The organism is Dysgonomonas mossii (assembly GCF_004569505.1).
GTDB lineage: Bacteria > Bacteroidota > Bacteroidia > Bacteroidales > Dysgonomonadaceae > Dysgonomonas.
This window is the reverse complement of sequence record NZ_SPPK01000001.1, coordinates 799,503-823,618: the sequence shown is the minus strand read 5'-3', so window position 1 is coordinate 823,618 and position 24,116 is coordinate 799,503. Positions and strand designations below refer to the sequence as shown.

25 protein-coding genes are annotated in these 24,116 nt (G+C 36.1%); 5 read left to right on the top strand and 20 right to left on the bottom strand.

The features are described 5' to 3' along the window. Positions 1-43 precede the first annotated feature (43 nt). The 5 genes from E4T88_RS03630 to E4T88_RS03610 all read right to left on the bottom strand — a co-directional run bounded on the left by E4T88_RS03630 (position 44) and on the right by E4T88_RS03610 (position 3,884). Positions 44-709: a hypothetical protein gene (locus E4T88_RS03630; protein WP_228093702.1), complete on the bottom strand. Its 666-nt coding sequence runs from the start codon at positions 707-709 to the stop codon at positions 44-46. A gap of 141 nt (positions 710-850) precedes the next feature. After that, the gene (locus tag E4T88_RS03625) at positions 851-1,792 is read right to left on the bottom strand and encodes a hydrogen peroxide-inducible genes activator (RefSeq protein ID WP_006842748.1); all 942 of its coding nucleotides are present in this window, start codon (positions 1,790-1,792) and stop codon (positions 851-853) included. Positions 1,793-1,813: 21 nt separating this feature from the next. Further along, a complete protein-coding gene (locus E4T88_RS03620) occupies positions 1,814-2,482 on the bottom strand; it encodes a YggS family pyridoxal phosphate-dependent enzyme (protein ID WP_135104101.1) in 669 nt (222 codons plus the stop codon). A gap of 49 nt (positions 2,483-2,531) precedes the next feature. Beyond that, complete coding sequence (locus E4T88_RS03615) at positions 2,532-2,987, bottom strand: DUF4494 domain-containing protein (protein ID WP_135104100.1); 456 nt, start codon at positions 2,985-2,987, stop codon at positions 2,532-2,534. A gap of 363 nt (positions 2,988-3,350) precedes the next feature. Next, positions 3,351-3,884 carry an RNA polymerase sigma factor gene (locus E4T88_RS03610; protein WP_006842745.1) on the bottom strand — a complete coding sequence of 178 codons (534 nt, stop codon included), beginning with the start codon at positions 3,882-3,884 and terminating at the stop codon, positions 3,351-3,353. Positions 3,885-4,280: 396 nt separating this feature from the next. Here E4T88_RS03610 and htpG point away from each other — a divergent pair, with 396 nt between their 5' ends. Continuing rightward, positions 4,281-6,170: a molecular chaperone HtpG gene (gene htpG / locus E4T88_RS03605; protein WP_135104099.1), complete on the top strand. Its 1,890-nt coding sequence runs from the start codon at positions 4,281-4,283 to the stop codon at positions 6,168-6,170. Positions 6,171-6,277: 107 nt separating this feature from the next. Here htpG and E4T88_RS03600 read toward each other — a convergent pair whose 3' ends face one another. From E4T88_RS03600 to E4T88_RS03545, 12 genes are all read right to left on the bottom strand, one after another. Beyond that, entirely contained in the window at positions 6,278-6,904 is a 627-nt protein-coding gene (locus E4T88_RS03600) for a ribonuclease H1 domain-containing protein (RefSeq protein ID WP_018074830.1), read from the bottom strand. A gap of 80 nt (positions 6,905-6,984) precedes the next feature. Continuing rightward, positions 6,985-7,269, bottom strand: a complete 285-nt coding sequence (locus E4T88_RS03595; RefSeq protein ID WP_135104098.1) for a hypothetical protein — start codon at positions 7,267-7,269, stop codon at positions 6,985-6,987. A gap of 83 nt (positions 7,270-7,352) precedes the next feature. Then, entirely contained in the window at positions 7,353-8,051 is a 699-nt protein-coding gene (locus E4T88_RS03590; protein WP_135104097.1) for a porin family protein, read from the bottom strand. 33 nt (positions 8,052-8,084) lie between these two features. Beyond that, complete coding sequence (locus tag E4T88_RS03585) at positions 8,085-9,308, bottom strand: M16 family metallopeptidase (protein ID WP_135104096.1); 1,224 nt, start codon at positions 9,306-9,308, stop codon at positions 8,085-8,087. Further along, entirely contained in the window at positions 9,305-10,006 is a 702-nt protein-coding gene (locus E4T88_RS03580; RefSeq protein WP_135104095.1) for a DNA alkylation repair protein, read from the bottom strand. The genes E4T88_RS03585 and E4T88_RS03580 overlap by 4 nt, the downstream gene beginning before the upstream one ends. A 133-nt stretch (positions 10,007-10,139) precedes the next feature. Next, positions 10,140-11,615: a cysteine--tRNA ligase gene (gene cysS / locus E4T88_RS03575; RefSeq protein ID WP_135104094.1), complete on the bottom strand. Its 1,476-nt coding sequence runs from the start codon at positions 11,613-11,615 to the stop codon at positions 10,140-10,142. Between the two features lie 160 nt (positions 11,616-11,775). Next, positions 11,776-12,771 carry a tRNA dihydrouridine synthase DusB gene (dusB, locus tag E4T88_RS03570; protein ID WP_135104093.1) on the bottom strand — a complete coding sequence of 332 codons (996 nt, stop codon included), beginning with the start codon at positions 12,769-12,771 and terminating at the stop codon, positions 11,776-11,778. A 156-nt stretch (positions 12,772-12,927) separates the two neighbouring features. Beyond that, positions 12,928-13,605 (bottom strand): tRNA (5-methylaminomethyl-2-thiouridine)(34)-methyltransferase MnmC2, encoded by a 678-nt coding sequence (mnmC2, locus tag E4T88_RS03565; RefSeq protein ID WP_135104092.1) that lies wholly within the window; start codon positions 13,603-13,605, stop codon positions 12,928-12,930. A gap of 19 nt (positions 13,606-13,624) precedes the next feature. Next, entirely contained in the window at positions 13,625-14,104 is a 480-nt protein-coding gene (gene ispF, locus E4T88_RS03560) for a 2-C-methyl-D-erythritol 2,4-cyclodiphosphate synthase (protein WP_135104091.1), read from the bottom strand. A gap of 32 nt (positions 14,105-14,136) precedes the next feature. Then, the gene (gene porV / locus E4T88_RS03555; RefSeq protein WP_135104090.1) at positions 14,137-15,303 is read right to left on the bottom strand and encodes a type IX secretion system outer membrane channel protein PorV; all 1,167 of its coding nucleotides are present in this window, start codon (positions 15,301-15,303) and stop codon (positions 14,137-14,139) included. Between the two features lie 145 nt (positions 15,304-15,448). After that, complete coding sequence (locus E4T88_RS03550; RefSeq protein ID WP_135104089.1) at positions 15,449-16,075, bottom strand: fumarylacetoacetate hydrolase family protein; 627 nt, start codon at positions 16,073-16,075, stop codon at positions 15,449-15,451. A gap of 43 nt (positions 16,076-16,118) precedes the next feature. Continuing rightward, on the bottom strand, positions 16,119-16,856 hold the full coding sequence (locus E4T88_RS03545) for a polyprenol monophosphomannose synthase (RefSeq protein WP_135104088.1): 738 nt from the start codon (positions 16,854-16,856) through the stop codon (positions 16,119-16,121). A 218-nt stretch (positions 16,857-17,074) separates the two neighbouring features. Here E4T88_RS03545 and E4T88_RS03540 point away from each other — a divergent pair, with 218 nt between their 5' ends. Next, positions 17,075-17,911, top strand: coding sequence for an energy transducer TonB (locus tag E4T88_RS03540; RefSeq protein ID WP_135104087.1), 837 nt, complete (start codon positions 17,075-17,077; stop codon positions 17,909-17,911). 104 nt (positions 17,912-18,015) lie between these two features. Here the strand turns inward: E4T88_RS03540 and E4T88_RS03535 are convergent, their stop codons facing one another. Together E4T88_RS03535 and E4T88_RS03530 are read right to left on the bottom strand one after the other, a co-directional pair. Then, complete coding sequence (locus E4T88_RS03535) at positions 18,016-18,777, bottom strand: TIGR03915 family putative DNA repair protein (RefSeq protein ID WP_135104086.1); 762 nt, start codon at positions 18,775-18,777, stop codon at positions 18,016-18,018. Continuing rightward, positions 18,777-20,039: a putative DNA modification/repair radical SAM protein gene (locus E4T88_RS03530; RefSeq protein ID WP_135104085.1), complete on the bottom strand. Its 1,263-nt coding sequence runs from the start codon at positions 20,037-20,039 to the stop codon at positions 18,777-18,779. The genes E4T88_RS03535 and E4T88_RS03530 overlap by 1 nt, the downstream gene beginning before the upstream one ends. Positions 20,040-20,345: 306 nt before the next feature. Here E4T88_RS03530 and E4T88_RS03525 point away from each other — a divergent pair, with 306 nt between their 5' ends. The 3 genes from E4T88_RS03525 to E4T88_RS03515 all read left to right on the top strand — a co-directional run bounded on the left by E4T88_RS03525 (position 20,346) and on the right by E4T88_RS03515 (position 23,646). Continuing rightward, positions 20,346-21,551, top strand: coding sequence for a C40 family peptidase (locus E4T88_RS03525; protein ID WP_135104084.1), 1,206 nt, complete (start codon positions 20,346-20,348; stop codon positions 21,549-21,551). A 26-nt stretch (positions 21,552-21,577) separates the two neighbouring features. Next, positions 21,578-22,726, top strand: a complete 1,149-nt coding sequence (locus tag E4T88_RS03520) for a dipeptide epimerase (protein WP_135104083.1) — start codon at positions 21,578-21,580, stop codon at positions 22,724-22,726. A 71-nt stretch (positions 22,727-22,797) separates the two neighbouring features. Next, on the top strand, positions 22,798-23,646 hold the full coding sequence (locus E4T88_RS03515; protein WP_135104082.1) for a hypothetical protein: 849 nt from the start codon (positions 22,798-22,800) through the stop codon (positions 23,644-23,646). A 14-nt stretch (positions 23,647-23,660) separates the two neighbouring features. Here E4T88_RS03515 and E4T88_RS03510 read toward each other — a convergent pair whose 3' ends face one another. Further along, positions 23,661-24,116 (bottom strand): cold-shock protein, encoded by a 456-nt coding sequence (locus tag E4T88_RS03510; protein ID WP_135104081.1) that lies wholly within the window; start codon positions 24,114-24,116, stop codon positions 23,661-23,663.

Here is a 24,116-nt window from a genome sequence, read left to right as displayed (position 1 = left end):
TCGCTAATAATGCCAGATATATAAATAAAAAGAGAACTTACCTCTATTTAACTGTATACTGTGAACAATATTCCACAGCAGACTTAATATCTTCCGGATTACCAAAATCCAGCTTATTTTCCTTAATATATTTCTTGATTTCTTCTTTGTGAGCTTTAAATAACTTTGCTAATGAGTCTGGTGAAGAAAAGCGCTTCTGTGTATTATTGATCTTTATATAATAGAAATTATCAGGCTTGTAATTAAACTTCTCGGAAACGTTCAGAGGAATAGTACGTCCTTCTTTATTAATTACACTTACACTCGTAATAGCGCTTGTTGTAGATGTCATACCATAACCACTCGGTTTTCCCTCCGATACAGCTTTATATCTCCATTGTATATAAAAAATGAAGTTATTATAATTAATCCGCTCGTAGAATAAATTGCCTTTTATCTGCTCAAACATTCGCCCTTCAATGTTGATATATGAAATATCCGAAGGATTGACTATCTCTAGTAAAGCATTATCCGAAGGTGAGAGGAAGAGCATCCTTTGATTTAAAGGATCATAATTAAGTTTTGCAGATACAATTGCACCATTTTTATATACAGCTTTTCCATTTTTAAATTCATCGAATATATATACATTGTCTTCTTGAGCTTGCAGCTCCAATGATACAAAAAAGAGACTAAAGAATAATGATAGAAGGAGATATTTGTTTTTCATAACAGGCATTTATTTAAAGCTATAACAAAGAAAATAAAGTATTTATAAATCTACAAATAATTCAGTATTTATTCTACTTAAACAGTGAAAGTCCTGATAGTTTCAGGACTTTCTTATATTATGTTATACAAAAAATTCAGATCAAATATCCACAACGAACTTTTTTAGCTCTAAACTCAATAGAGGTTGGGGTACCGATTGCTTTATTTCCGAAATTATTATATCCAAAACTCTTTCTCTCAAAAATTCTTTACGAGTAACCAAGCTGATTTCTCTTACCGGCGAAATACCTTTCAGTGGACGCACATTCTTTTTTTGTTGTTCGGTAAGATCTTCTATTGCCATTTCGGGAATAATAGTAAGCCCGCTATTGTTATCTACAATATTGATCAATGTGCTTATGCTTCCTGCTTCATAAGAGAATAAAGAATGTGAGCTTTTACGCTTACGCATATTACAGATTCTCAATATTTGCCCTCTGAAACAATGAACTTCTTCAAGCAACCACAAACGGTTTATATTCAGATCATCTTCTTCCAGCTCTTTTTTTGCATAGAGTGACGTTTCGCGGGGAGAAACGTAAGCATAGAATCGTTCGTAATATATAGGATGTTCCGATATTTTGTCATTTTTCAGAGGTGTAGCCAATATCGCTCCATCTAAAGCCCCATTCAACAACTTCTCTATTATCTGACCGGTTGTAGTTTCTTCTATTACCAAAACAATATCATAACCATTTTCGTCATGAACCTTCATAAGTTTCGGCAATAAATAAGGCGCGATAGTAGGGATTATACCCAATTTAAACACTCCTTGTACTATTCCTTTTTCTTCTTGGATTATTTCTTTTATCTGCTTTACTTGCGATACAATGACACGAGCCTGATTTATGATCTGAATACCAATAACAGTTGGCTGAACAGGCAACTGACTACGATCAAATATTTTAACCCCCAGTTCATCTTCCAATTTCTGGATCATCATACTTAGGGTGGGCTGCGTTACAAAAGAGGCTTCAGCCGCTTTTGCAAAGTGGCGGTGATTGTCCACTGCAATAATATACTCCAGTTGCTGTATGTTCATATCTACGGTATTTAGTTAGTGTTAGTATTCTCTTTGTCCAAATATTGAAGAACCTACTCGTACTATAGTAGCTCCCTCCTCCACTGCTATTTCATAATCATCAGACATTCCCATAGAAATTTCGGAAAACGAATCAAAATCATGGAAATAATCTGCTTTAAGTTCATCATAGAATAGTTTCAGGCTACGAAACTCTGTTCTTATGAGGTCTACATTGTCCGTAAAGGTAGCCATACCCATTACCCCTCCAATATATGTACACTTCAACTGCTCCCAAAGACCTTCATCCAGCATCTGCCGACAAGTATCAAATGATAAGCCATATTTAGAATCTTCTTCAGCGATATGAATTTCTAAAAGACAGCAAATACGCTTATTTACACTTGCTGCCTGCTTATCTATTTCTTGTAAAAGCTTCCAACTATCAACACTATGAATAGTATGAACATATGGAACGATTGCTTTTACTTTGTTTGTTTGAAGATGACCTATAAAGTGCCATTCTATATCTTGTGGCAACTTACTATGCTTCAGATCTACCTCTTGCATCCGACTTTCACCAAAAACACGTTGACCGTTATCATAAAGTTTCTGTATAGCTTCTACAGGATGAAATTTAGATACAGCGACAAGTTTTACAGTTTCAGGTAAAGTCTCTTTTATTTTATGTAAGTTATCTGATATATTCATTTCAAGCCGGTAACACAATATAATTTATCAACCATAAATTTATGGCAAATCATACCAATACTACTTTCTTCTTTTCGTCTTCTGAATAAGGAAACACATCCATAATAGTAGTCTCGGATAATGAAGCAATAGTATAATCAGCCAAGGTTCCCTCCATACCTTTTTCTACAACCTTAAGTGCTTCTTTTATATCAGAAGCCTGAGCTAGCATCTGTACTGCTGTTTTCTTTTCCGTTCCACTTTTTTCATCCAAACTAATAAACATTACTTTAGCTTTAAAAAAACGATCTCCATTATCATTAAAGAATAATTCAGACAGTTTAGCTCTTTTAATATCTGCTATTGTAAATTCTCCGGATATATAAGGTTTTATTTCTTCAATTATACGGGCTTCCGCCTCGGTGAAAGATAGTGCATCTACTAAATATGGTTCAGTTACTTTCTTTTGCATACCATTTTCCAGTACTTTTTCGTAACTGACCTTGCATTCAAACCAATTATGCATATAGTCTAGGTTATTGTTTTAATCTATAATTTATTGATACAAATATAAACAATTTAATTCATTATATCTATCAATTGATAAAAGTTCTCTATTGCTTAATTATGAGATTCTTCTATCACAAAAAAAGAAAATAAAGAACAAATCTATGTATATTTAACTATAAAAATCTATATTTCTCAAAAAATATTTAACCTCATCTTTTTTATTATTATTCAACTTATGAGATAGTAATAATAACATAAAGGCAGGATATTTTAAAATAATAAATTAATATATATGTTAGAATAAAGAGAGCTTTCTGTCTCAAAAAAAAGCCTGCAATTATACTGCAGGCTTTCGTTTATTATTTAAATAATTTCTATATTATTCTCTGTCTTGATATTTATAATCGTTCAGCAGTTCTTGAAGACGTTTACGAGCAAAGAAAATACGACTCTTAACCGTACCTATTGGCAAACCTAGTTGTTGAGCAATTTCTTCATATTTATAACCCGACACGTGCATTGTAAAAGGAACTTTATATTCGTCCGCAAAACTATTTATCACTTTTACTATTTCAGATACTGTATATGCGCCTTCTGGTGTATCAAAACCTGAATCTTGAGGTAAATTTAAATGATATAAATTTTCAGTTTGATCTATCATTGTCTGACTGCGAACTACACGACGATAGTTATTCACAAAAATATTATGCATGATAGTAAAAACCCAACCTTTGAAGTTTACGTTTTCATAATATTTCTCTTTGTTGTCTAAAGCACGTAAAGTTGTTTCTTGCAACAAATCTTTCGCCTCTTCTCTATTGGATGTTAGAGTAAGTGCAAAGTTCAACATATTATTCTGCAAGTCTATTAACCTGTCTTCAAATCCTTTATAAGTGTTATTTAGTGTTGTCATTTTTTTGTAATTTTTAGTCGGCTAATGCAAATTAAGTAATCTTGTATGGCTTTTTAAGCCAAAATATAGTAAAACAACGCTTTGTTTTATAATCTCTTTTCATTAATTCTTTAAAACAAATATACTCTTTTTTTTCATCAACCAGAAAAAACTTTATAAAAATATACTTTTTTTCAGAAAAATAAGCAAAGACAAAACATATAAACACCTGATAATATGTATTCTCAAATATTATTTTAATATTAATATAAGTTATAAATTATTTCTATAAACTTCATCAATTAATCAAAATAAATCTAACATACTACGACAAATTGTCACTCAGATACTCTTTGGCATTTATTTTGTCTTAACAATACATAATTAACAAATATAACTGGTAAAATATTATACAACATGGAAAAAACTGGTAAAATTGGGGTTACGACCGAAAACATTTTCCCTATCATCAAAAAATTCTTATATAGTGATCATGAAATATTTCTTCGTGAATTAGTGTCTAATGCCGTAGATGCTACTCAAAAATTAAAGACATACGCATCGTTAGGAGAATTCAAAGGAGAAATGGGCAGTTTGTCGGTAAGTGTATCTATTGACAAAGACAAAGGTACTCTTACAATCTCAGATAAAGGTATTGGGATGACCGATGAAGAAATAGACAAGTACATCAATCAAATAGCATTTTCTTCAGCAAACGAGTTTCTCGATAAATACAAGAAAGACGCTAATTCTATTATTGGACATTTTGGATTAGGTTTTTATTCATCTTTCATGGTATCCAAGAAAGTAGAGATCATCACCAGGTCTTTCAAAGAAAATGCTCAAGCGGTAAAATGGAGTTGCGACGGATCTCCTGAATTTACGTTAGAAGCTGTAGAAAAAGCAGAAAGAGGGACTGACATTATTTTATATATAGATGATGAGAATAAAAATTTCCTCGAAAAAGCAGAAATAGACAAACTATTAAAAAAATACTGCCGCTTTTTACCTATACCCGTAATATTCGGAAAGAAAACAGAATGGAAAGACGGCAAATCTGTAGAGACAGAAGAAGACAATGTTATAAATGATACAAATCCCCTATGGACACGCAAACCTGCCGATCTGAAAGATGAAGATTATAAGAAATTCTACCAAGACTTATATCCTTTCTCTGACGAGCCGATGTTCTGGATACATCTAAACGTTGATTATCCGTTCAAGCTGACAGGAATATTATATTTCCCTCAAGTTAAAAGCAATATAGACCTCAATCGCAACAAGATACAATTATATAGCAACCAAGTATTTGTTACCGATTCAGTAGAAGGTATAGTTCCCGAATTCCTGACATTGATGCATGGGGTTTTAGATTCTCCGGACATCCCTCTTAACGTTTCTCGCTCGTATCTGCAAAGTGATCAGAATGTAAAAAAGATATCCAATCATATTACGAAAAAGGTTGCCGACAGACTGGAAGAAATATTCAAAAACGATCGTAGTCAATTCGAAGACAAATGGGATAGTCTCAAGCTCTTTGTTGAGTATGGCATGCTTACCGACGAGAAATTCTACGACCGTGCTCAAAAGTTCTGTTTATTGAAGAACGTTGATGGTAAAGCATTCACATTTGAAGAATACAAAACACTTATATCTTCTGATCAAACAGATAAGGATGGCAATCTAATTTATCTATACACCAGCAACAAAGAAGAGCAGTTCTCTTACATAAACACAGCTAAAGGCAAAGGTTATGATGTAATCTTATTTGACGGTCAACTAGATGTACATATGGCAGGACTGCTTGAACAGAAGTTTGAGAAGAGTCGTTTTGTTCGAGTAGATAGTGATACAGTGGACAATCTGATCTTGAAAGAAGACAGCAAAGAGATCAATCTAACTGATAAACAAAAGGAAGAGTTGAATGAAGCCTTTACTTCTCAACTACCGAAGATTGATAAAACTGAATTTACTGTCGACTACAAATCGTTGGACGAAAAGGCACAACCAATACAAATAACTCAGAATGAGTTTATGCGCCGTATGAAGGAAATGTCTGCTATGCAGTCGGGTATGGGATTTTATGGTGAGATGCCGAACAATTATAATCTTGTATTAAACATCGAGCATCCATTAATAAAAAAGATAATGGCTGATATAGATAACAAAGATAAAGAGGCGGTAAGTGCTTATGCTAATGAGAATAAAAATATCCGTCAATTGATAGATTTAGCTCTGCTGTCAAACGGTATGCTGAAAGGCGAAGCTTTGAGCAACTTTATCAAAAGAAATATGGATAATATATAATCTACAGAATATATTAACCCAAGCAGGTAATAGCGGAGCTTAATGTCACTAAACAAAGAAGACATTTTGCTCCGTTTATTTATTGTAATAAATTTTCAAACCAAAGTTTACTTCCGTCCAAAATCTGCGGGAATCTCACCCCATTCATCAGTTTTCCATTTAAGGATTGTAGTTGTATAAGTATTTGTTTTAAGCCAGTTCTCGGCACGTTCTATCATGTAGAAAAGAGATTCATTTTCGGGAATCCGCTCCAGCTTGGTCTTACATTTCTTTTCTTTTACCCACTTTATTGCATTTACACTATCTGAATAAATGGGAATAGAAAAGCCTTTCTGCTTCAACAAAGCCAAGCCGTGTACCAAAGCAAGAAACTCTCCAATATTATTTGTCCCTTGCTCAAATGGTCCTTGTTTAAAGATCTCCTCTCCGGTCTTCACATATACTCCGCGATACTCCATCAAGCCGGGATTACCACTACAGGCAGCATCTACGGAAAGGCTATCTTTTATAATCTCGGGAATGTTATGTATTGAAACCTGCTTCTTTTTTTCAGCATTCTTACCTACATACAACCAAGGACTTTCATTGTAAGCTTTCTCAGCCTCGAGTTTCGATGGAAATGATTTATAAATAGCACCATCATAACCTTCTACCTGAGCTTTACATTCTGCCCATGAAGAGTAGACACCGGTCTTAACTCCATTCCACACCACATAAAAATTCTTCTTCGCCACCTTATTCCAACAGTATGTATATATCACAAAAATATCCGTAAGCTGTACTTACAGATATTCTACATCTTTTATTACTCTAATTACTTTTCGTTAAAAAAATCAGAAGCCTTTTTTCGAGCCTTATCTGCAAACTCATCAACCTTATCTACAAATTTTTCAGTATAACTTTGCGTATGCTTCGACACGTCTTCAAATAAATCTTTAGCCTTAGTTAAAAAATCTTCTGTTTTTCCTTTAAAGAATTTATCCCAGTCTATATCAAGACCTTCCTTATCCATATAATCTTTGACTACAGAAACAGCTTTAACGGCCTGTTCGTACGTAAGCCCAACCTCATCTTGCAGTTTTTTTATCAAGTTTTCCATGATTATAATTTTTGATGGTTTTTATTTATAGAAAACAACAATCAGACAGACAAAGTTCAGACTATAAAACACATACCAATAGGCTAGAATCTGAATCCGAACGAAACAAAAAAGTTTCTATTTTTTAATTCAGGACCGGTATATGCAATATTGTAGAGTCCATATTCATACCCTATGTTTATTGTATATATATCATACACCAGACCAACTTTCGCGTTCAAGCCATAATCAAACCTTCGCCACCGGTCAGGAGTAAATGATTCGAATTCGACCTCAGGAACGGTTGTAACAACAGGCTTCCCTATATTATCGGAAATCACTGTAACGCTGCTTGTTGTACCTGTCCCTTTATATCCATAAGCGGCATATAGTCCTCCATTAATATTAAATGCCCATGACTTCGTGAAATACAATTCATATCCCAAATTAAAAGGCATCTGTATATAATTGCCTGTGGCATTATAATATCCGTCATAGGTAGTTACAGAAATATCACCATTTTTCTCTACAGTATGAATATGTCTTTTCAATCCTTTCTTAGTAACAAACAACCCTGTTTGGAGCTGCATATTACTCCAAAATTTATAATTTACATTGAACCCGATATGAACTCCTACTTTGGCTTGCTTATATGTATTTTCATTCTTAATATCCATTCCGGCAAGGTTTAATCCCACATGTATATCCGAAGTGATACGTTTTTTAGGATACTGAGCATTTATAGTTCCAATACTGCAAACAAACAAAGATATAAGTAAAAATATTTTTAAGATTGTTTTCATAAAGTTAGTATAGCTAATGCAAAGTTAAGAGAATTAATCATATATTAAAGTAAACAAACTTCTTTCATCAAAAATTTCGTTACTCACAGCCAGTATTTGTTCTGCCGTCACAGCTTCTATTTTTTGAGCGGTTTCCGCCAACGTATTGAAGTGATTATGATGCAAAAAATTCTTACCCAAGGCTAATGCCAGATTCTCATGATTGTCTCCCATCACTCCTATCTGCCCAATGAGTTGCTTCTTGGCTGTACTTAGTTGACTTGATGTAAGCTTCTCTTTTCTTAATCTATTTAATTCTTTATTCACCAAACTGATACACTTATCCACATTTTTCTTATCGCAGCCAAAATAAATTGAAGTTATCCCCGTATCGGTATATGATGTGATCGACGAGTCTACGTTATATACATAGCCTCTTTTCTCTCGTAAAGAGATATTCAAACGGCTATTCATTCCCGGGCCACCCAAAAGGTTATTCAAAAGATTTAAGACTCTTCTATTGGGGTCACACAATGAATATGAACGTCCGCCAATCAGAACATGTGCCTGCGAAGTATCTTTATCCTCCCTCTTATTTACTGATGAGATGTCAACCGGCTTAATCCGTTGTATATCTGATTTTATATTAGGAATAGCCGACAAATATTTCTCGGCATAATAAACAATCTTCTTAAAGTCTGTTCTTCCAAGTGAAAAGAACACCATATTGGAAGGATTATAGAATTTGTTCACAAAACCCTTAGCCATCTGCCCATCAAAGTTCTGCAACAGCTCTGCACTTCCTAATATATTATGCCCTATCTGGGACTGATCAAAAACAAGGTTTTCGAATTCATCAAATATCAGTTCTGATGGACTATCTTCATACGAATGTATTTCGTCTATTATAACCTCTACTTCTTTTTCGATTTCCGATTGAGGAAAATTCGAATGAAAAGTAATGTCTGAAAGTAACTCTATCGCACGGCTAAAGTGTTGCTCAAGAAAGACTGAGTAAACAACCGTTTCTTCTTTATTAGTAAATGCATTGAGCTCTCCACCCACATTTTCCATACGGTTGATAATATGATACGCCCGTCTTTTATCCGTACCTTTAAACAGCATATGCTCTACAAAGTGAGCCATACCGTACTGATCGGGAGCTTCATCGCGTGTACCTGCATTGACTATAAAACCACAATAAGAAACGTTACTTTCAATTGGTTTGTGCACAATACGAAGTCCGTTGGATAATGTATGAGTGAGATAATTTATCATTTCTTCATGTAAAACGCCCTTTCTTCAGGGCTTAATTTTTCTATTGAGTAACGCAACATCGTACGAGGCATCTCTTTACTATAACGATCAAGAAAATCAGTTAAATGCATTTTATCTCTCTTACCCATCTCTCTTAGCATCCATCCAATAGCTTTATGCATCAGATCGTGCTTATGATATAATAATCGTCGGGATAAATCTAAAATATCTTGATAATCGTTTCGACGGATAAATGCGAATGTGGCAATAATAGCAATACGTTGATCCCACAACAGAGAGCTGTCTGCTAATTGATATAAGACTGACCTATCTTTATCTACAAGATACTCTCCAACAATATCTTTTGCACTGAGATCTACCAAGTCCCAGTTATTGATACAATGTGTATGAGCCAAATAAAAATCTACAATCTCTTGTTTTCTTGTCTCGTCCTTTGTCTTTTTAAATAACTCTACGAGAATAAGCAAAGCACACAGGCGACACTCATGATATTCATTATTGAGAAGTTTTCTTACCTCTGTAAAAGGAATATCTTTATATTTCTTAGCTACTTTTCGAGTATCAGGAACAACAACTCCCAGAAACTTGTCACCTTCTCCATATTGACCTTTCCCTGTTTTGAAAAAGTACGGAAGAAATTCCCGCTTTTCAGGAGTTGAATAAGCATTTAGCTCTTCTTGTATCTGTTTAGCTATCATTACATTCTCTATAAAAGGTGACAAAAGTGACAGATTTCAGGCTATTTTCATTTGTCACTTTTTAAAGTTCATAAAAATAGCCTTCGATGTATAATAAGATAAATATTGATGCTTTAGATAAAGAGAAAAAGAATCATTTCAGTTTCCATTCGGCACCATCCTTGCCATCTTTGATTTCAAATCCAGCTTTAGCCAATTCGTTGCGAATCTGATCTGAAGTAGCCCAATCTTTATTTTCTTTTGCTTTTTGGCGAATCTCGAGTAATAAGTCCACAGCTTTACCAAACGCTTCATTATTACTACTGTTTGCACCTATTGCATCGTTACGGATACCGAGTATACCGAACAAAAAGATATCAAATACTTCTTTAAGCTCATTTATATCTTCCTGACTCAATGTTATATTACCCGCACTTGCAGAATTGATTGTTGTTCCGGCTTCACATAGATGTGCTATTACGATTGCCGAATTCAAATCATCATTTAATGCCTCATAGCACTTGTTCCTAATATTTTTCACATCTACAGAAGATGTTGCTGAGACAGGAATTTTCTCTATACGTGCGTATGCATCATAAAGTCGTTCGAGGCTCTTTTCTGCAGCTTGCAAGGCTTCGTTACTGAAATCTACTGTACTACGATAATGCGCCTGTAAAATAAAGAAACGAATTGTCATAGGGCTATACGCCTGTACCAGCATTTTATGAGAGCCTGTAAAGAATTCATCCAGTGTAATGAAATTCCCTAGAGATTTACCCATTTTCTGCCCGCCGATAGTTATCATATTGTTATGCATCCAGTATCTTACTACCTGATGCTTTTCCATTGCCGTATTCTGGGCTATTTCACATTCGTGATGAGGGAACATAAGATCAAGCCCACCTCCATGTATATCAAATTCTCGGCCGAGATACTTTATACTCATTGTTGAACATTCGATGTGCCACCCGGGAAAACCATCACTCCAAGGCGAAGACCAACGCATAATATGTTCGGGTGCAGCTTTTTTCCACAGAGCAAAGTCAACTCTACTTCTCTTCTCTTCCTGACCATCGAGCTCACGTGTAGTATTTAGCATTTCTTCGATATTGCGATGAGAAAGAATACCATAATCGTAATCCTTATTATATTTCTCTACATCAAAATAAACTGAACCATTACTTTCGTATGCATATCCGGCTTTCAATATACCTTTGATTGCCTCTATCTGCTCTATGATATGCCCTGAAGCATGAGGCTCTATAGATGGAGACAGTACGTTCAAAGCATCCATTGCCTTATGGTAACGATTTACATAATACTGAACAACTTCCATTGGTTCCAACTGCTCCAAACGTGCTTTTTTGGCTATTTTATCTTCACCCTCATCAGCATCGTTCTCCAAGTGCCCCACATCCGTGATATTGCGTACGTAACGCACCTTATAACCTAAATGTGTGAGATAACGAAATAGTATATCGAATGTTATAGCAGGACGGGCATGTCCGAGATGGCCATCTCCGTATACGGTTGGTCCACAAACATACATCCCCACATGCGGTGCATGAAGCGGTTCGAATACTTCCTTTTTTCGTGTCAGAGTATTGTAAACCAATAATTTTTGTTCCATAAACAGTCTGTAATTTTTTTAGCAATACAAAAGTAAGAAAATTATATAGAAGTAAGGAGGTTACACACCGAATATTAAGTGTGTAACCAAACCTATGTATTATTAAATATTTAGGGGTTATAGATTTCTTTATTCCTGTTACCGAAAACTCAATTTATATTCAATTGTTTGATTCGATCTGAAATTGCTCCTGTATAGTATCCATAATTTCAAAAAGTTCATCAACGGACTCTGTTCGTAACATAGCCACTCTTACTTTCTTAAAATCGGGCAACCCTTTAAACAATGAGCTTGCAGCCAAATGACGCCGACTATGAATAATTCCGCCACGTTCCCCTGAATGAGCAACATTTTTGCGGATCATCTCTTTTAGAACATTCAGGTACCATCCAAATTCTTTCTTCGGAAGTGTTTCACCTGTTCTCAAATAATGCTTCACATCTTCAAATATCCACGGACTACCGATACTCCCCCGCCCTATCATTACGGCATCCACTCCTGTCTCGTTGAAACGGCGTTTGCATATTTCGGGACTAGTTACATCCCCATTACCTACTATCGGAATATGTATACGAGGGTTATTTTTCACATCGCCGATCAATTTCCAATCAGCCTCTCCTGTGTACATCTGTGAGCGTGTGCGCCCATGTATCGTCAAGGCTTGTATTCCTACGTCTTGCAATTGCTCTGCCAACTCCACAATAATCTTCGACTCATGATCCCAACCTAAACGAGTTTTTACCGTTACAGGGATTTTTACGGCTTTTACTACAGCAGCCGTTATTTCAACCATAAGTTCGGGGGTTTTCATCATACCCGAACCGGCACCCTTGCCTGCCACTTTCTTTACCGGACAGCCAAAGTTTATATCCAATATATTCGGATTGGCTTCTTCACAGATTTTTGCAGCTTCCACCATTGCATCGACTTCCCTTCCGTATATTTGTATAGCCACAGGACGCTCTTCTTCACTGATGGTGAGCTTAGCCTGAGTCTTATTCACATGACGAATAAGTGCATCGCTGGATACAAACTCGGTATATACCATATCTGCCCCAAATTGCTTGCACATAAGACGAAATCCCATATCTGTTACATCTTCCATAGGTGCAAGAAAGACAGGGTTTTCAGAGAATTTTATATTGCCTATTTTCATTATATTATAGTGTAGATTCTTATAGATATTTATTAAATATCGGGCACAAAGATAAGTATCTTTTATCAGAAGATAAAAAGATGGAATTGATCTTAACTATATTATAAACGCTGAGGAAATGAATATAAAAAGAATATAGTAAACAAAAACGAAGCATCAATCTGTTTTTGTAGCACGTAGCATTTCTCTTTTTCCGGGAGGTCCGGGAAGTCTTTCAGTTTTGTAGCCTGCTTGTTGTAGCATTCTACGCACAACACCTTTAGCACAATAAGTAACTAATATCCCATTCCGGGCTGTAACAGAATACAATGAATCAAAGATTGATTGCGTCCACATTTCGGGCTGCTTATCGGGAGCAAATGCATCGAAGTAAATGAGATCGAAAGAAGATTTTAATGAGGAGAAATCAAACTTGGTAAAATCACATTCTATCTTCGACAAATAAAACTCAGGTAAAATTTGAACTTCCCTATTCCAATCCGCATCATGCAACTTATTATATAAAATCTTGGCTTGCTCCGAATGATTATCCGAATAATTCAACTCGTTGATAATTGATTTAGGCAAAGGATATAACTCTAACCCTGTGTAATGAATAACTCTTTCAGTATTGGTTACATCCAATGCTGTCAGAAAAGCATTTAAGCCTGTTCCAAAACCAATTTCAAGAATATTGACACTCTCTTTTTTGCAATGATGCAATCCTGTCTTAATAAATACGTGGGTTGATTCTTGTATAGCTCCATTTACCGAATGATAGTGTTCATTCAGGTCGGACATGAAAAGAGTGTGAGACCCATCAGCGGTTAATTCTATTTTGGGTTTCACACTCATTTCTTTTTGTGTCTAATTATCACTTTTTTTCAATTAAAGCAACGGCGTATGCGGCAAAACCTTCCTCACGGCCTACAAACCCCATTTTTTCTGAAGTTGTTGCTTTTATCGATATATCGTCTACCGAGATCTCTAAAATCTCAGCCATCACTTTCTGCATCTGAGGTATATGAGGATTTATTTTAGGACGTTCGGCACAGATAGTTGCATCTATATTGCCTATACTATATCCTTTTTCGGTTATCACCTCTAATGTTTTCTTCAATAAGATCTTACTGTCTATATCTTTATATTCTCCGGCTGTATCAGGAAAATGAAAACCTATATCACGTAAATTTGCCGCACCAAGAATAGCATCGCAAATAGCATGTATAAGCACATCAGCATCGGAGTGTCCTAATAGTCCCTGACTATGTTCTATTTTGATTCCACCTAACCACAAATCTCTATTATCAGCAAGGCGATGCACATCATAGCCAAAACCTACCCTTATCTTCATTATATCAAATAACTTTATCTACGAAACAATAATTACTTAAATAAATTTTTCATTGCATCAATATCAAAACCTAGAGAAAAACGCAATGTTTGGTCTAATGGATTTTGTTGAGCCGTAGCCAACAGATATGCTACATCCAGTTGGAATGCGCTTAGCTTAAATCCTGCACCAAAAGAAAGATACTGACGATTACCTTTCATCTTATTTTCGTGGAAGTAACCGGTACGTAAACGGAACTTATCATTATAATCATATTCTGCACCAAGCGACCATGCAATCTCTTTCATTTCTTCCGAGAATCCACCGGGAGCATCACCAAATGATTTGAAGATACCCGCTATCGGGTTAATATCTCGATAATCTGCCATGCGTTTGCTGAATTCATCATTGGTTTCCCCTTCTTTTTTAACAGGAGGAGTTGGAACCAAATACTTGTTCAAGTCTGCACTGAATGATATTGTACTTACCTCGTTGATCGGATACATAAGAGAAGCACCTAAACGCAGATTGGTTGGCAAGAATTCGTTTCGTGAATCTCCGTTGGTAGAAATTTTCGTACCAATATTAGAGATATTGAAACCAAAACTTAGTAGACTTTCTGAACTCCCTGTACGGATATAAGATTCGTTATAACCAGAAATATCTGCGGCAAAAGCATTACCTACTGAAGTTTCTTCAGAAGCTCCTGTATAATCGGCACGAATATAACGCACAGTTACAGCTCCGGAAAAAGTCTCTGTCAATTTACGGGAATATGCTAAGTCAATAGCCAACTCGTTCGGACTTAATACAACACCATTAAAGTCATTCAAATCTGTGACAACCTTCACATCTCCGATAGAAAAGTAACGGATAGATGCACTTAATGCCTGATTATTTTCATTCCCTAATTTATAGTAACCAACACCATAAACTAGTGCTATATCATTAATGATCTTTCTCAACCATGGAGTATATGATATTCCAAAACCTACCTTACTTGGGCTAAATGCATATTTAGCAGCATTCCAGTGTTGGGAATACACATCCGGTGCTGTAGCCACTCCGGCATCTCCCATCCCTCCTGCACGGGCATCAGGAGCTATATTTAATGACGGCATAGCCGTTTGTATCGGATTCACGTCATCTTGTGCATACGTACCTAATGCAAGTAATGCAAAAATATTTACAAATAAGATTTTTCTCAAAAGACTCTTCATTTATTCTACTATTTAAGTAATTAATTTATTTGCTAAGGTTTAATTATAGTTTGTTCGGATTTCTTATTTAATTATTCAGTATGTATAGATAACAATTTTTTATAATATTTATTGTTATGTAGTATAAATTTAACATTCTAATTTATCAGCAAATAAATATTTCCAACAATTTCTCTCCTTCTATTTCTCCTGATAAATGATTTCCTATTTGCACCTTCCCTACTCCGGCGGGTGTGCCTGTAAAGATTAAATCGCCGGTTTTGAGCGTAAAAAACCGACTGGCGTATGCAATTATCTTATCTATCGGATGTATCATTTCGGTAGTGTTAGCCGATTGCACCGTCTTATCATCAATAGACAAACTGAAATTCAAATCATCCATCTGTTTGTCCCATTTACCTTTCGATACAAACTGTCCTACCGCTGCCGAGTTATCAAAGGCTTTGGCTATTTCCCATGGGAGTCCTTTTTTCTTTAATTCGGATTGTATATCTCTTGCCGTAAAGTCGATACCAAGAGTAACTTCTTCGTAATAACGATGAGCAAATCGTTCTGCTATATTTTTACCCATCTTACTTATCTTAACTACAACTTCAGCCTCGTAATGTATATCGGCAGAGAAATCGGGAATATAGAAATCTTTCTTATCTCCCGAAAGCAAAGATGTATCGGGTTTCATAAAAAGAACAGGATCATCGTCGCTATTCGATAATGCCCTGTTCATTTCTTTATTATGTGATTGATAATTTTGCCCTACGCAAATAATCTTCATCTTTTTGCTGTATAAAAAATATACAACAAAGATACACAAGTTTTTATTTCTTTTTATGAATTCCGCCAAACATTTGCCTCAAGCGCATTGTAATTACACCGATTACACCTTCAGCAAAAATACCGGAGCTCATTTTTGAAGTACCCAACATCCGATTAACAAAAATAATAGATACCTCTTTTATATTAAATTTGAGACAATGTGTCGTATACTTCATTTCCACTTGGAAAGCATATCCTTTGAAGCGAATATTGTCCAAATCAATAGTTTCTAGAACTGCACGCCGATAACAAACAAATCCGGCTGTAGAGTCATGTACCTTCATGCCCGTAATAAAACGCACATATCTGGAAGCAAAATAAGACATCAAGACCCTGCCCATAGGCCAGTTTACAACGTTTACGCCACTACAATAGCGTGAGCCTACCGCTAGATCGGCTCCTTGATTAACACATGCCTCATACAAGCGGAGAAGATCGTTCGGATTGTGAGAAAAATCAGCATCCATCTCATACACATACTCATAACTACGTCCTAAAGCCCATTTAAACCCTGCGATATACGCCGTTCCAAGACCAAGTTTACCGGCTCTTTCCACTAGATGTAACCTTTCGGGAAACTCTGTTTGAAGCCTCTTTACAATAGAAGCGGTTCCATCAGGAGAACCATCGTCAATAACCAGAATATCGAACTCTTTAGGTAAATTGAACACTGCCCTTGTGATGGCCTCTATATTCTCCTTTTCGTTATAAGTCGGGATGATAACTATTGAATCTGACATTTCCTACAATATATTAAGTTACAAATGTAGCATTTTAAGTATTGATAAATAAAAATTTGCCCGACAAAAAAAACTAAAATATTACGATATCCATTTCGCAAAAAGAACTTTTTCAATGAGATTAAAAAAAATTAATACCTCTTTATGGAATTTCAGAGACTTTAATATCTATTAAGTAGAAAAAGACAAGATTAAGTAACAATTTAAAACATACAGTTATGAAAAACGCAGTAAACCTAAACTCAACAGAATGGTGTGACATAGTTTTTGAAGGGAGAAACAAATCATATGGTGCATTCGCTTTAAGGCAATCTTCTTGGAAACGACACATTCTCGCTTTTGCTATCATCTTAGTTTTTGTAGGTTTTGTAACAGCTCTACCGTTAATCATCAGTACAGTAAAAGCTGCAACAGGTATAAAGCCGGATAATATAACAGATAAATATACAATAGTAGTTATCGATCCGCCATTAAACAAAGTGGATGAGATTGAAAAACCACCAATTCCTGAACCACCTAAATTTATACAAATGACGAAGTTTGTTCCACCAACAATTGTTGATGACACTAAAGTCAATAATGAAGAAGAGATGGTGACAATGGAAGAGGTTGCAAAAGGCAAAGACGCCATTGGAAAACACAAGGTAGAAAATGGTTCTACTGACCCTGATGCTGTCCGAAAAGATATAGAAAGCATAATGACACCAACGGCTAAGGAAGGAACAGAAAAGAAACCCGAGACATTTATTGCAGTAGAAATCATGCCCCAATTCCCTGGTGGTGAATCCGAAATGTATAAATTTATAAGTGCCAACCTTAAATACCCCGTTGTAGATCAAGAGATAGGAACACAGGGACGTGTTATAGTAAGATTCGTTGTTAGTAAAACCGGTGAAATATCCAACTTGGAATTATTAAAAGGTATCAGTCCGACATGCGACAAGGAGGCGATGAGGGTTATAAAAAGTATGCCAAAATGGATCCCTGGGAAGCAAAGCGGAAATCCTGTTCAGGTATATTTCACAATTCCGATTGTATTCAAGCTGAAACAATAGAAGTACTCTGCCCAAGAAGGCTGTATAGAGTTTTTACCTCATCCCATATTGATTTCTCTTCGATCAGGATGAAAAAGGACAAGAAAAACACTATTACAGCCTTCTTATTGTTTCTCGGTAAGGTATTTCCAAAAACGTTTTGGCATGTGCTGTCGATGCAGTTTTGGATTTATACGTTCTTTTATGGTCATCGACTTAAAATAACCTTTCCACAACTCTTGAAATAACTTTTCGTCTTCGGCCATCAACTTTTCATCCAATTTTCCTCCCAGCAAATGCTCTTCATTATCAAGTGTGATCTCTACCATTGTATTCAGATCATAGTAATACCCATATTTTCTTTTCATATCATAGATAACCCATTTTTGATCCGAAAAGCGATCTTTGAAATGACCAATAGCCAAAGGAAGAGCATTATATCGGGGAAATACAGGTGCAAAGAATATATCGTCAGCAGCTTTTTGAAAACGCACAAACTGTTTCAGATAGAGTTCCTCGTGGGACACTTTCCTAGCCAGTTGGCTCATCTGCAAAACATCGCTATCTGCAAAATTCGTTTCTATAGAGATTTTATTATCAAGCGCTTTACGAATATAACGGAACATAAGATCGTCACTTCCTTCTTCCTCCGAAAGCCAAACATAGGTAAGCATGTTGCATGCTCCTTTCGACAGTTTATTTTCTAATCCTTTCCAAACCCGAGTAGCTTTGTCTTCTTGCGTAACCACCGTATAGCTATCATCCATAAACATGGGAGCAATATCTCCTTCTGCCAGTAATCTGTCGGGAAATACTTTTCGGCTATATGCATCAAAGATGGCGGTCAATAAGCCTTCGAATGTTTTATCGTAAAAAAAAACTATCATCAGTCGGGGAATATTATAGACAACTGGCTATCATCACCTTTTCGCTTTTTAGGTTCAGTAAGGATTTTGCGAACATACTCCGGCGTAGCCTCATTGACTGTATACATGGGCAGCTCGTTGCAAGTAATAAAATACTGCGCTTTTTTCATTACCACTCCAATCTTTTTAAGATGTGAGGCATTCAATCTACCATGCCGACGCGAAGTTACAATATACTGGGCTGACTTAACCCCAATACCCGGCACACGAAGAATCATTACATAGTCAGCTTTGTTAATATCCACCGGAAACATCTCGGGATGACGCAAAGCCCATGCCAATTTCGGATCTATCTCGAGATCAAGATCAGGATATGCATCGTCTACTATTTCGTCAGCTCTATACTGATAGAAACGCATCAGCCAGTCGGCCTGATATAAGCGATTTTCTCTCACCAATGGAGCCTGCTTTAGTGCTGGCAAACGAGTATCATAACTATTTACCGGAATAAAGCCCGAATAGTATACACGCCTCATCTCTGTCTGTTGATAAAGAACGGAAGATACGCGCAAGATATCCTTATCCCGCTCATTGGTTGCACCTACTATCATTTGCGTACTCTGTCCGGCAGGAACAAAGCGTGGTGCAGAACGAAACTTCCGCCTGTCTTCTATACTTTGTTGCATTCCCTGCTGAATATAACGCATCGGCTTGTATACACTGCGATGATCTTTTTCAGGAGCCAAAAGTTTCAGATTTACCTCTGTAGGTATTTCCAGATTTACACTCATACGATCGGCATACAATCCGGCTTCACTAATCAATTCCTGACTAGCACCGGGTATGCTTTTCATGTGAATATATCCGTTGAATCGTTGTACAGTTCTGAGATTTTTTATGACTCTCACCATACGCTCCATCGTATAGTCTGGGTTGTTGATAACGCCCGAACTAAGAAAAAGACCTTCGATATAGTTGCGACGATAAAACTCAATTGTAAGATCAACCAATTCTTGGACGGTGAAAGTAGCTCTACGAATATCATTACTCCTACGATTGATACAATATGCACAATCATAAATACAGTAATTAGTTAGCATAATTTTCAACAATGAAACGCAACGCCCATCTTCCGTAAAACTATGGCATATCCCCATACCACCTACAGTATTCCCGAGTCCGCCCGCTTTATTTTTGCGGACAGTACCACTGGAAGAGCAAGAAACGTCATACTTTGCCGACTCTGCCAATACCTTCAGTTTTTCGAGTACATTATCATTCATAGAAATACAAAGAAAAGCATTTTAAAAGAGAGGTTATTATAAAATAATTTAAAATAAGACCTTTTGTTGAAAAATAATTAAAGACCTAATTACATGCAATTTATAATCAAATATTTTATTACCATTAAGCAAAATGTATCGTTAAAGTCGAGCATAAAGGCACATACATCGAATTAGTGTTTAGATATATATTTTAAACTATTTTAACCACGCAAAAAGAGAAAACACAAAGTAAAACTCTGCGGAAATCCTTATTTTGCATATATTTGTAATATCACATCTAATAAATTATTCAGGCCTGCCGTTATGAAAAAAATATGCACACTGATTGCTTTATGTATATGCTATTCTGTATTATATGCGCAAAATACAGACAAACAAATTTACAAGTATGCAGAACTAGAGACAATCCTCAACAATATCAGAGAGAAACATATCCCTGATAGAAGAGTAAAAGTGTTTGATATAAAAGTAGATGATCACGAAAAGAATCCTACATTATCAGGAGTTACATCCGACATTGCTGCATATAATGAATTAATAAAGCAGTCTGGAAAAATCTATGGGAAAAACTTCACGGATAAGATAAAATTATTACCCGATAAAGATTTAGGAGACAAAACTTATGGTGTGACAACCTTGTCTGTTGCCGATATCCGAGTTGAAGGTAAATTCTCGGCCGAAATGGCTACTCAGGCTACCCTCGGAACACCAATCCGAATTTTGCAAAAAGATGGATGGAGTCGCATACAAACACCTGATGGATACATAGCTTGGACTCAGGAAATAAATTATCACCCGATGACTAAGACTGAATTTGAGAATTGGAACTCGGCTAAAAAAATAATATTTACAGACTATTTTGGGTTTGCATATTCTGCACCTGATACACAAAGTCAGACTGTATCCGATCTGGTCAGTTGCAACATTCTGAAAAAAGAAGGCGAGGTTGGAGATTTTTATAAAGTATCATACCCCGATGGACGAAAAGCATATATACTAAAAAGCCAAAGTAAAAAGTATGAAGACTGGCTTGACGGAATTACAATATCAGGGGACAACTTTGTGAAAAAGGCATACACCCTGATAGGGATTCCCTATGTATGGGGTGGCACATCGGTAAAGGGCATGGACTGTAGTGGGTTTACCAAAACAATAGCACTGATGCACGGTATTATTCTGATGAGAGATGCCTCACAGCAGGTACATACGGGCATACCAATTGATGTAAGTAATGGATATGGGAATTTACAACCCGGAGATTTGATGTTTTTTGGAAAAAAAGCTGAAAAGGATAAAAAAGAGCGTGTACGCCATGTCGCATTTTATATTGGCAACAATAAATTCATTCATGCATCAGGGTATATCCGTATCAGTAGCCTCGATCCTAAAGACAATGATTATGACGAAGTGAATACAAAAGAATTCATCAGAGCTTCGCGCATAATAGGGGCCATAGATAAAGAGGGATCGGGAATATGGTCTATATCAAACAACTCATTCTATAAGTAATTCATCATACCTAAATATATCGAATCATGTCACAATCGAGACGTAATTTTCTAAAAACAGCAGCTTTAACAACAATAGGAAGTGGATTATTCGCCGGCAATCCATTAGCAGCATTTGCTCAAAACAATAAGAAGACTATTTCATTAAATAAGAAAATGAAATTAAGCTTTAAGCCATACGATCTGCAATTGCGCCATGTATTCACTATTGCTAATTCTTCACGCACAACAACACCTGTTGTACTGACTGAAATTACATACGATGGTATAACAGGCTATGGAGAAGCTTCTCTCCCTCCCTATTTGGGCGAAAGCCAAGCTTCGGTAATCGAATTTCTGAAAAAAGTAGATCTCGAACAATTTTCCAGTCCGTTTGAACTGGATGATATACTCACCTATATCGACAAAATAACAGAGAATAATACTGCGGCTAAGGCTTCTATAGATATTGCATTGCATGATTTGGTAGGCAAAATAATGAATCAGCCCTGGTATAAAATATGGGGGTTGGACAAAGAGAAAACACCATCTACAACGTTTACGATTGGTATCGATACGGATGAGATTGTTAAACAAAAAACCAGAGAGGCCGCACCATTATACAATATACTGAAGGTAAAGCTCGGAAGAGAAAATGACAAGCAGATGATAGAGGCTATACGGACAGTAACCGACAAGCCTATAGCCGTGGATGCCAATCAGGGATGGAAAGATAAACATTATGCATTGGACATGATCAACTGGCTAAAAGAAAAAGGTATAGTCATGGTCGAACAACCAATGCCCAAATATAATCTGGAAGATGCCGCATGGATTACAGAAAGAAGCCCGCTACCTATATTTGCTGATGAGTCTTTTCAACGTCTTCAAGATGTGCTACGGCTAAAAGGAGCTTTCACCGGAGTAAATATCAAGTTAATGAAGTGTACAGGCATGCGTGAAGCTTGGAAAATACAAACTGTAGCACGGACAGCCAACATGAAAGTAATGATAGGCTGTATGACCGAAACGTCTTGTGCCATTTCTGCCGCAACGCAATTATCACCGGCTGTAGATTGGGCTGATCTGGATGGGAATCTATTGATCAGTAACGACTGCTTCAAAGGAGTAACAGTTATAAATGGTAAGTTACATCTGGATGATAAGCCCGGAATCGGAATAGAGAAAGTCGGGTGATCTAAATAGTTTTTTGATGATAAGTTATATTTATTTATCTATCTTTGCATAAATTTAATACATAAGAATACGTGATATTACTAGCTGAAAGCGGCTCTACAAAGACAGAGTGGTGCCTGGTGGACAGAAGTGGAATTGTAGAACATTTCTTGTCCGATGGTATTAATCCTTTTTTCCAGACAAGAAAGGAGATAAGTCGTTCTATTCGGCTACAATTGCCACCGATCTTCTTTAAGACTAAATTTCATACCATACATTTCTATGGTGCAGGCTGCTCTTCACTTGAAAAGAAGAATGTAGTAAAAGCTTCACTTGAAGCCCAGTTTAAAACACCATCGATCATAGAAAGTGACCTTTTGGGTTCGGCTCGTTCCCTATTTAAAAACGAAGCCGGTATTGCCTGTATTTTGGGAACCGGCTCTAACTCGTGTCTATATGATGGGGATACTATAATAAAGAATGTGAAACCTTTGGGATATATCCTTGGAGATGAAGGAAGTGGCGCTTCTTTAGGTAAGATATTTCTTGCAGATTGCTTAAAAGGATTAGCTCCTACTGAGCTTATAGAGCCATTCTACAGAAAGTATAAGATTGATCCTGATGAGATCATGGATTATATTTATTCTAAGCCATTCCCAAACAAACTCTTATCCGTCTTGTCATTCTTTCTATACGAATATCTCGAACATCCTTATATCAATAATTTAGTCAGAAAGAATCTACGATCTTTCTTTGAAAGGAATATCCTTCAATATGAATATACGGAATATCCTATACGATTTGTAGGATCTATAGCAAAAATGTACTCCTTCATCTTAAGAGAAATAGCTCAAGACTTAGGAATATACATTGATGTTATTATTGAAAATCCGATAAAAGGACTGATTGAATATCATAAGGAAAACGGACAGTTAATATAGATAAGGTATCTATATTACTTTTTATCTTCCTTATTAGCCAGAGTGATTCTTACAGCATTCATACCTTTTTGGCCTCGCTCCAATTCGAATGTCACCATATTGCCTTCTTCAATGGGAACTAAAGTGCTGCTTACATGGAAAAAGTATTTTTCTGTGCTACCTGTGTGTTTAATAAAGCCATACCCCTTATCCTGATTAAAGTATTCTACACGGCCATTGAGGATAGGATCTTCTACATCTTCTTTCTTAGGCGTTGAAATAGCGATATCTTCTATTTCTATATCTTGTTTATTTGTCTGAGTGGGAGGTGTACTGGTTATAACACCATTTTCATCCACATAAGCGATCATATCTTCAAATGAATCGACAGGAGCATTTCGCCTTTCCTCTCTTTTCTGTTGTTTTTCTTTTCTCTTTTGCTGTTTGTTTTTTTCTATTTCTCTTTTGTTAAATGAATTTGATTTTGCCAT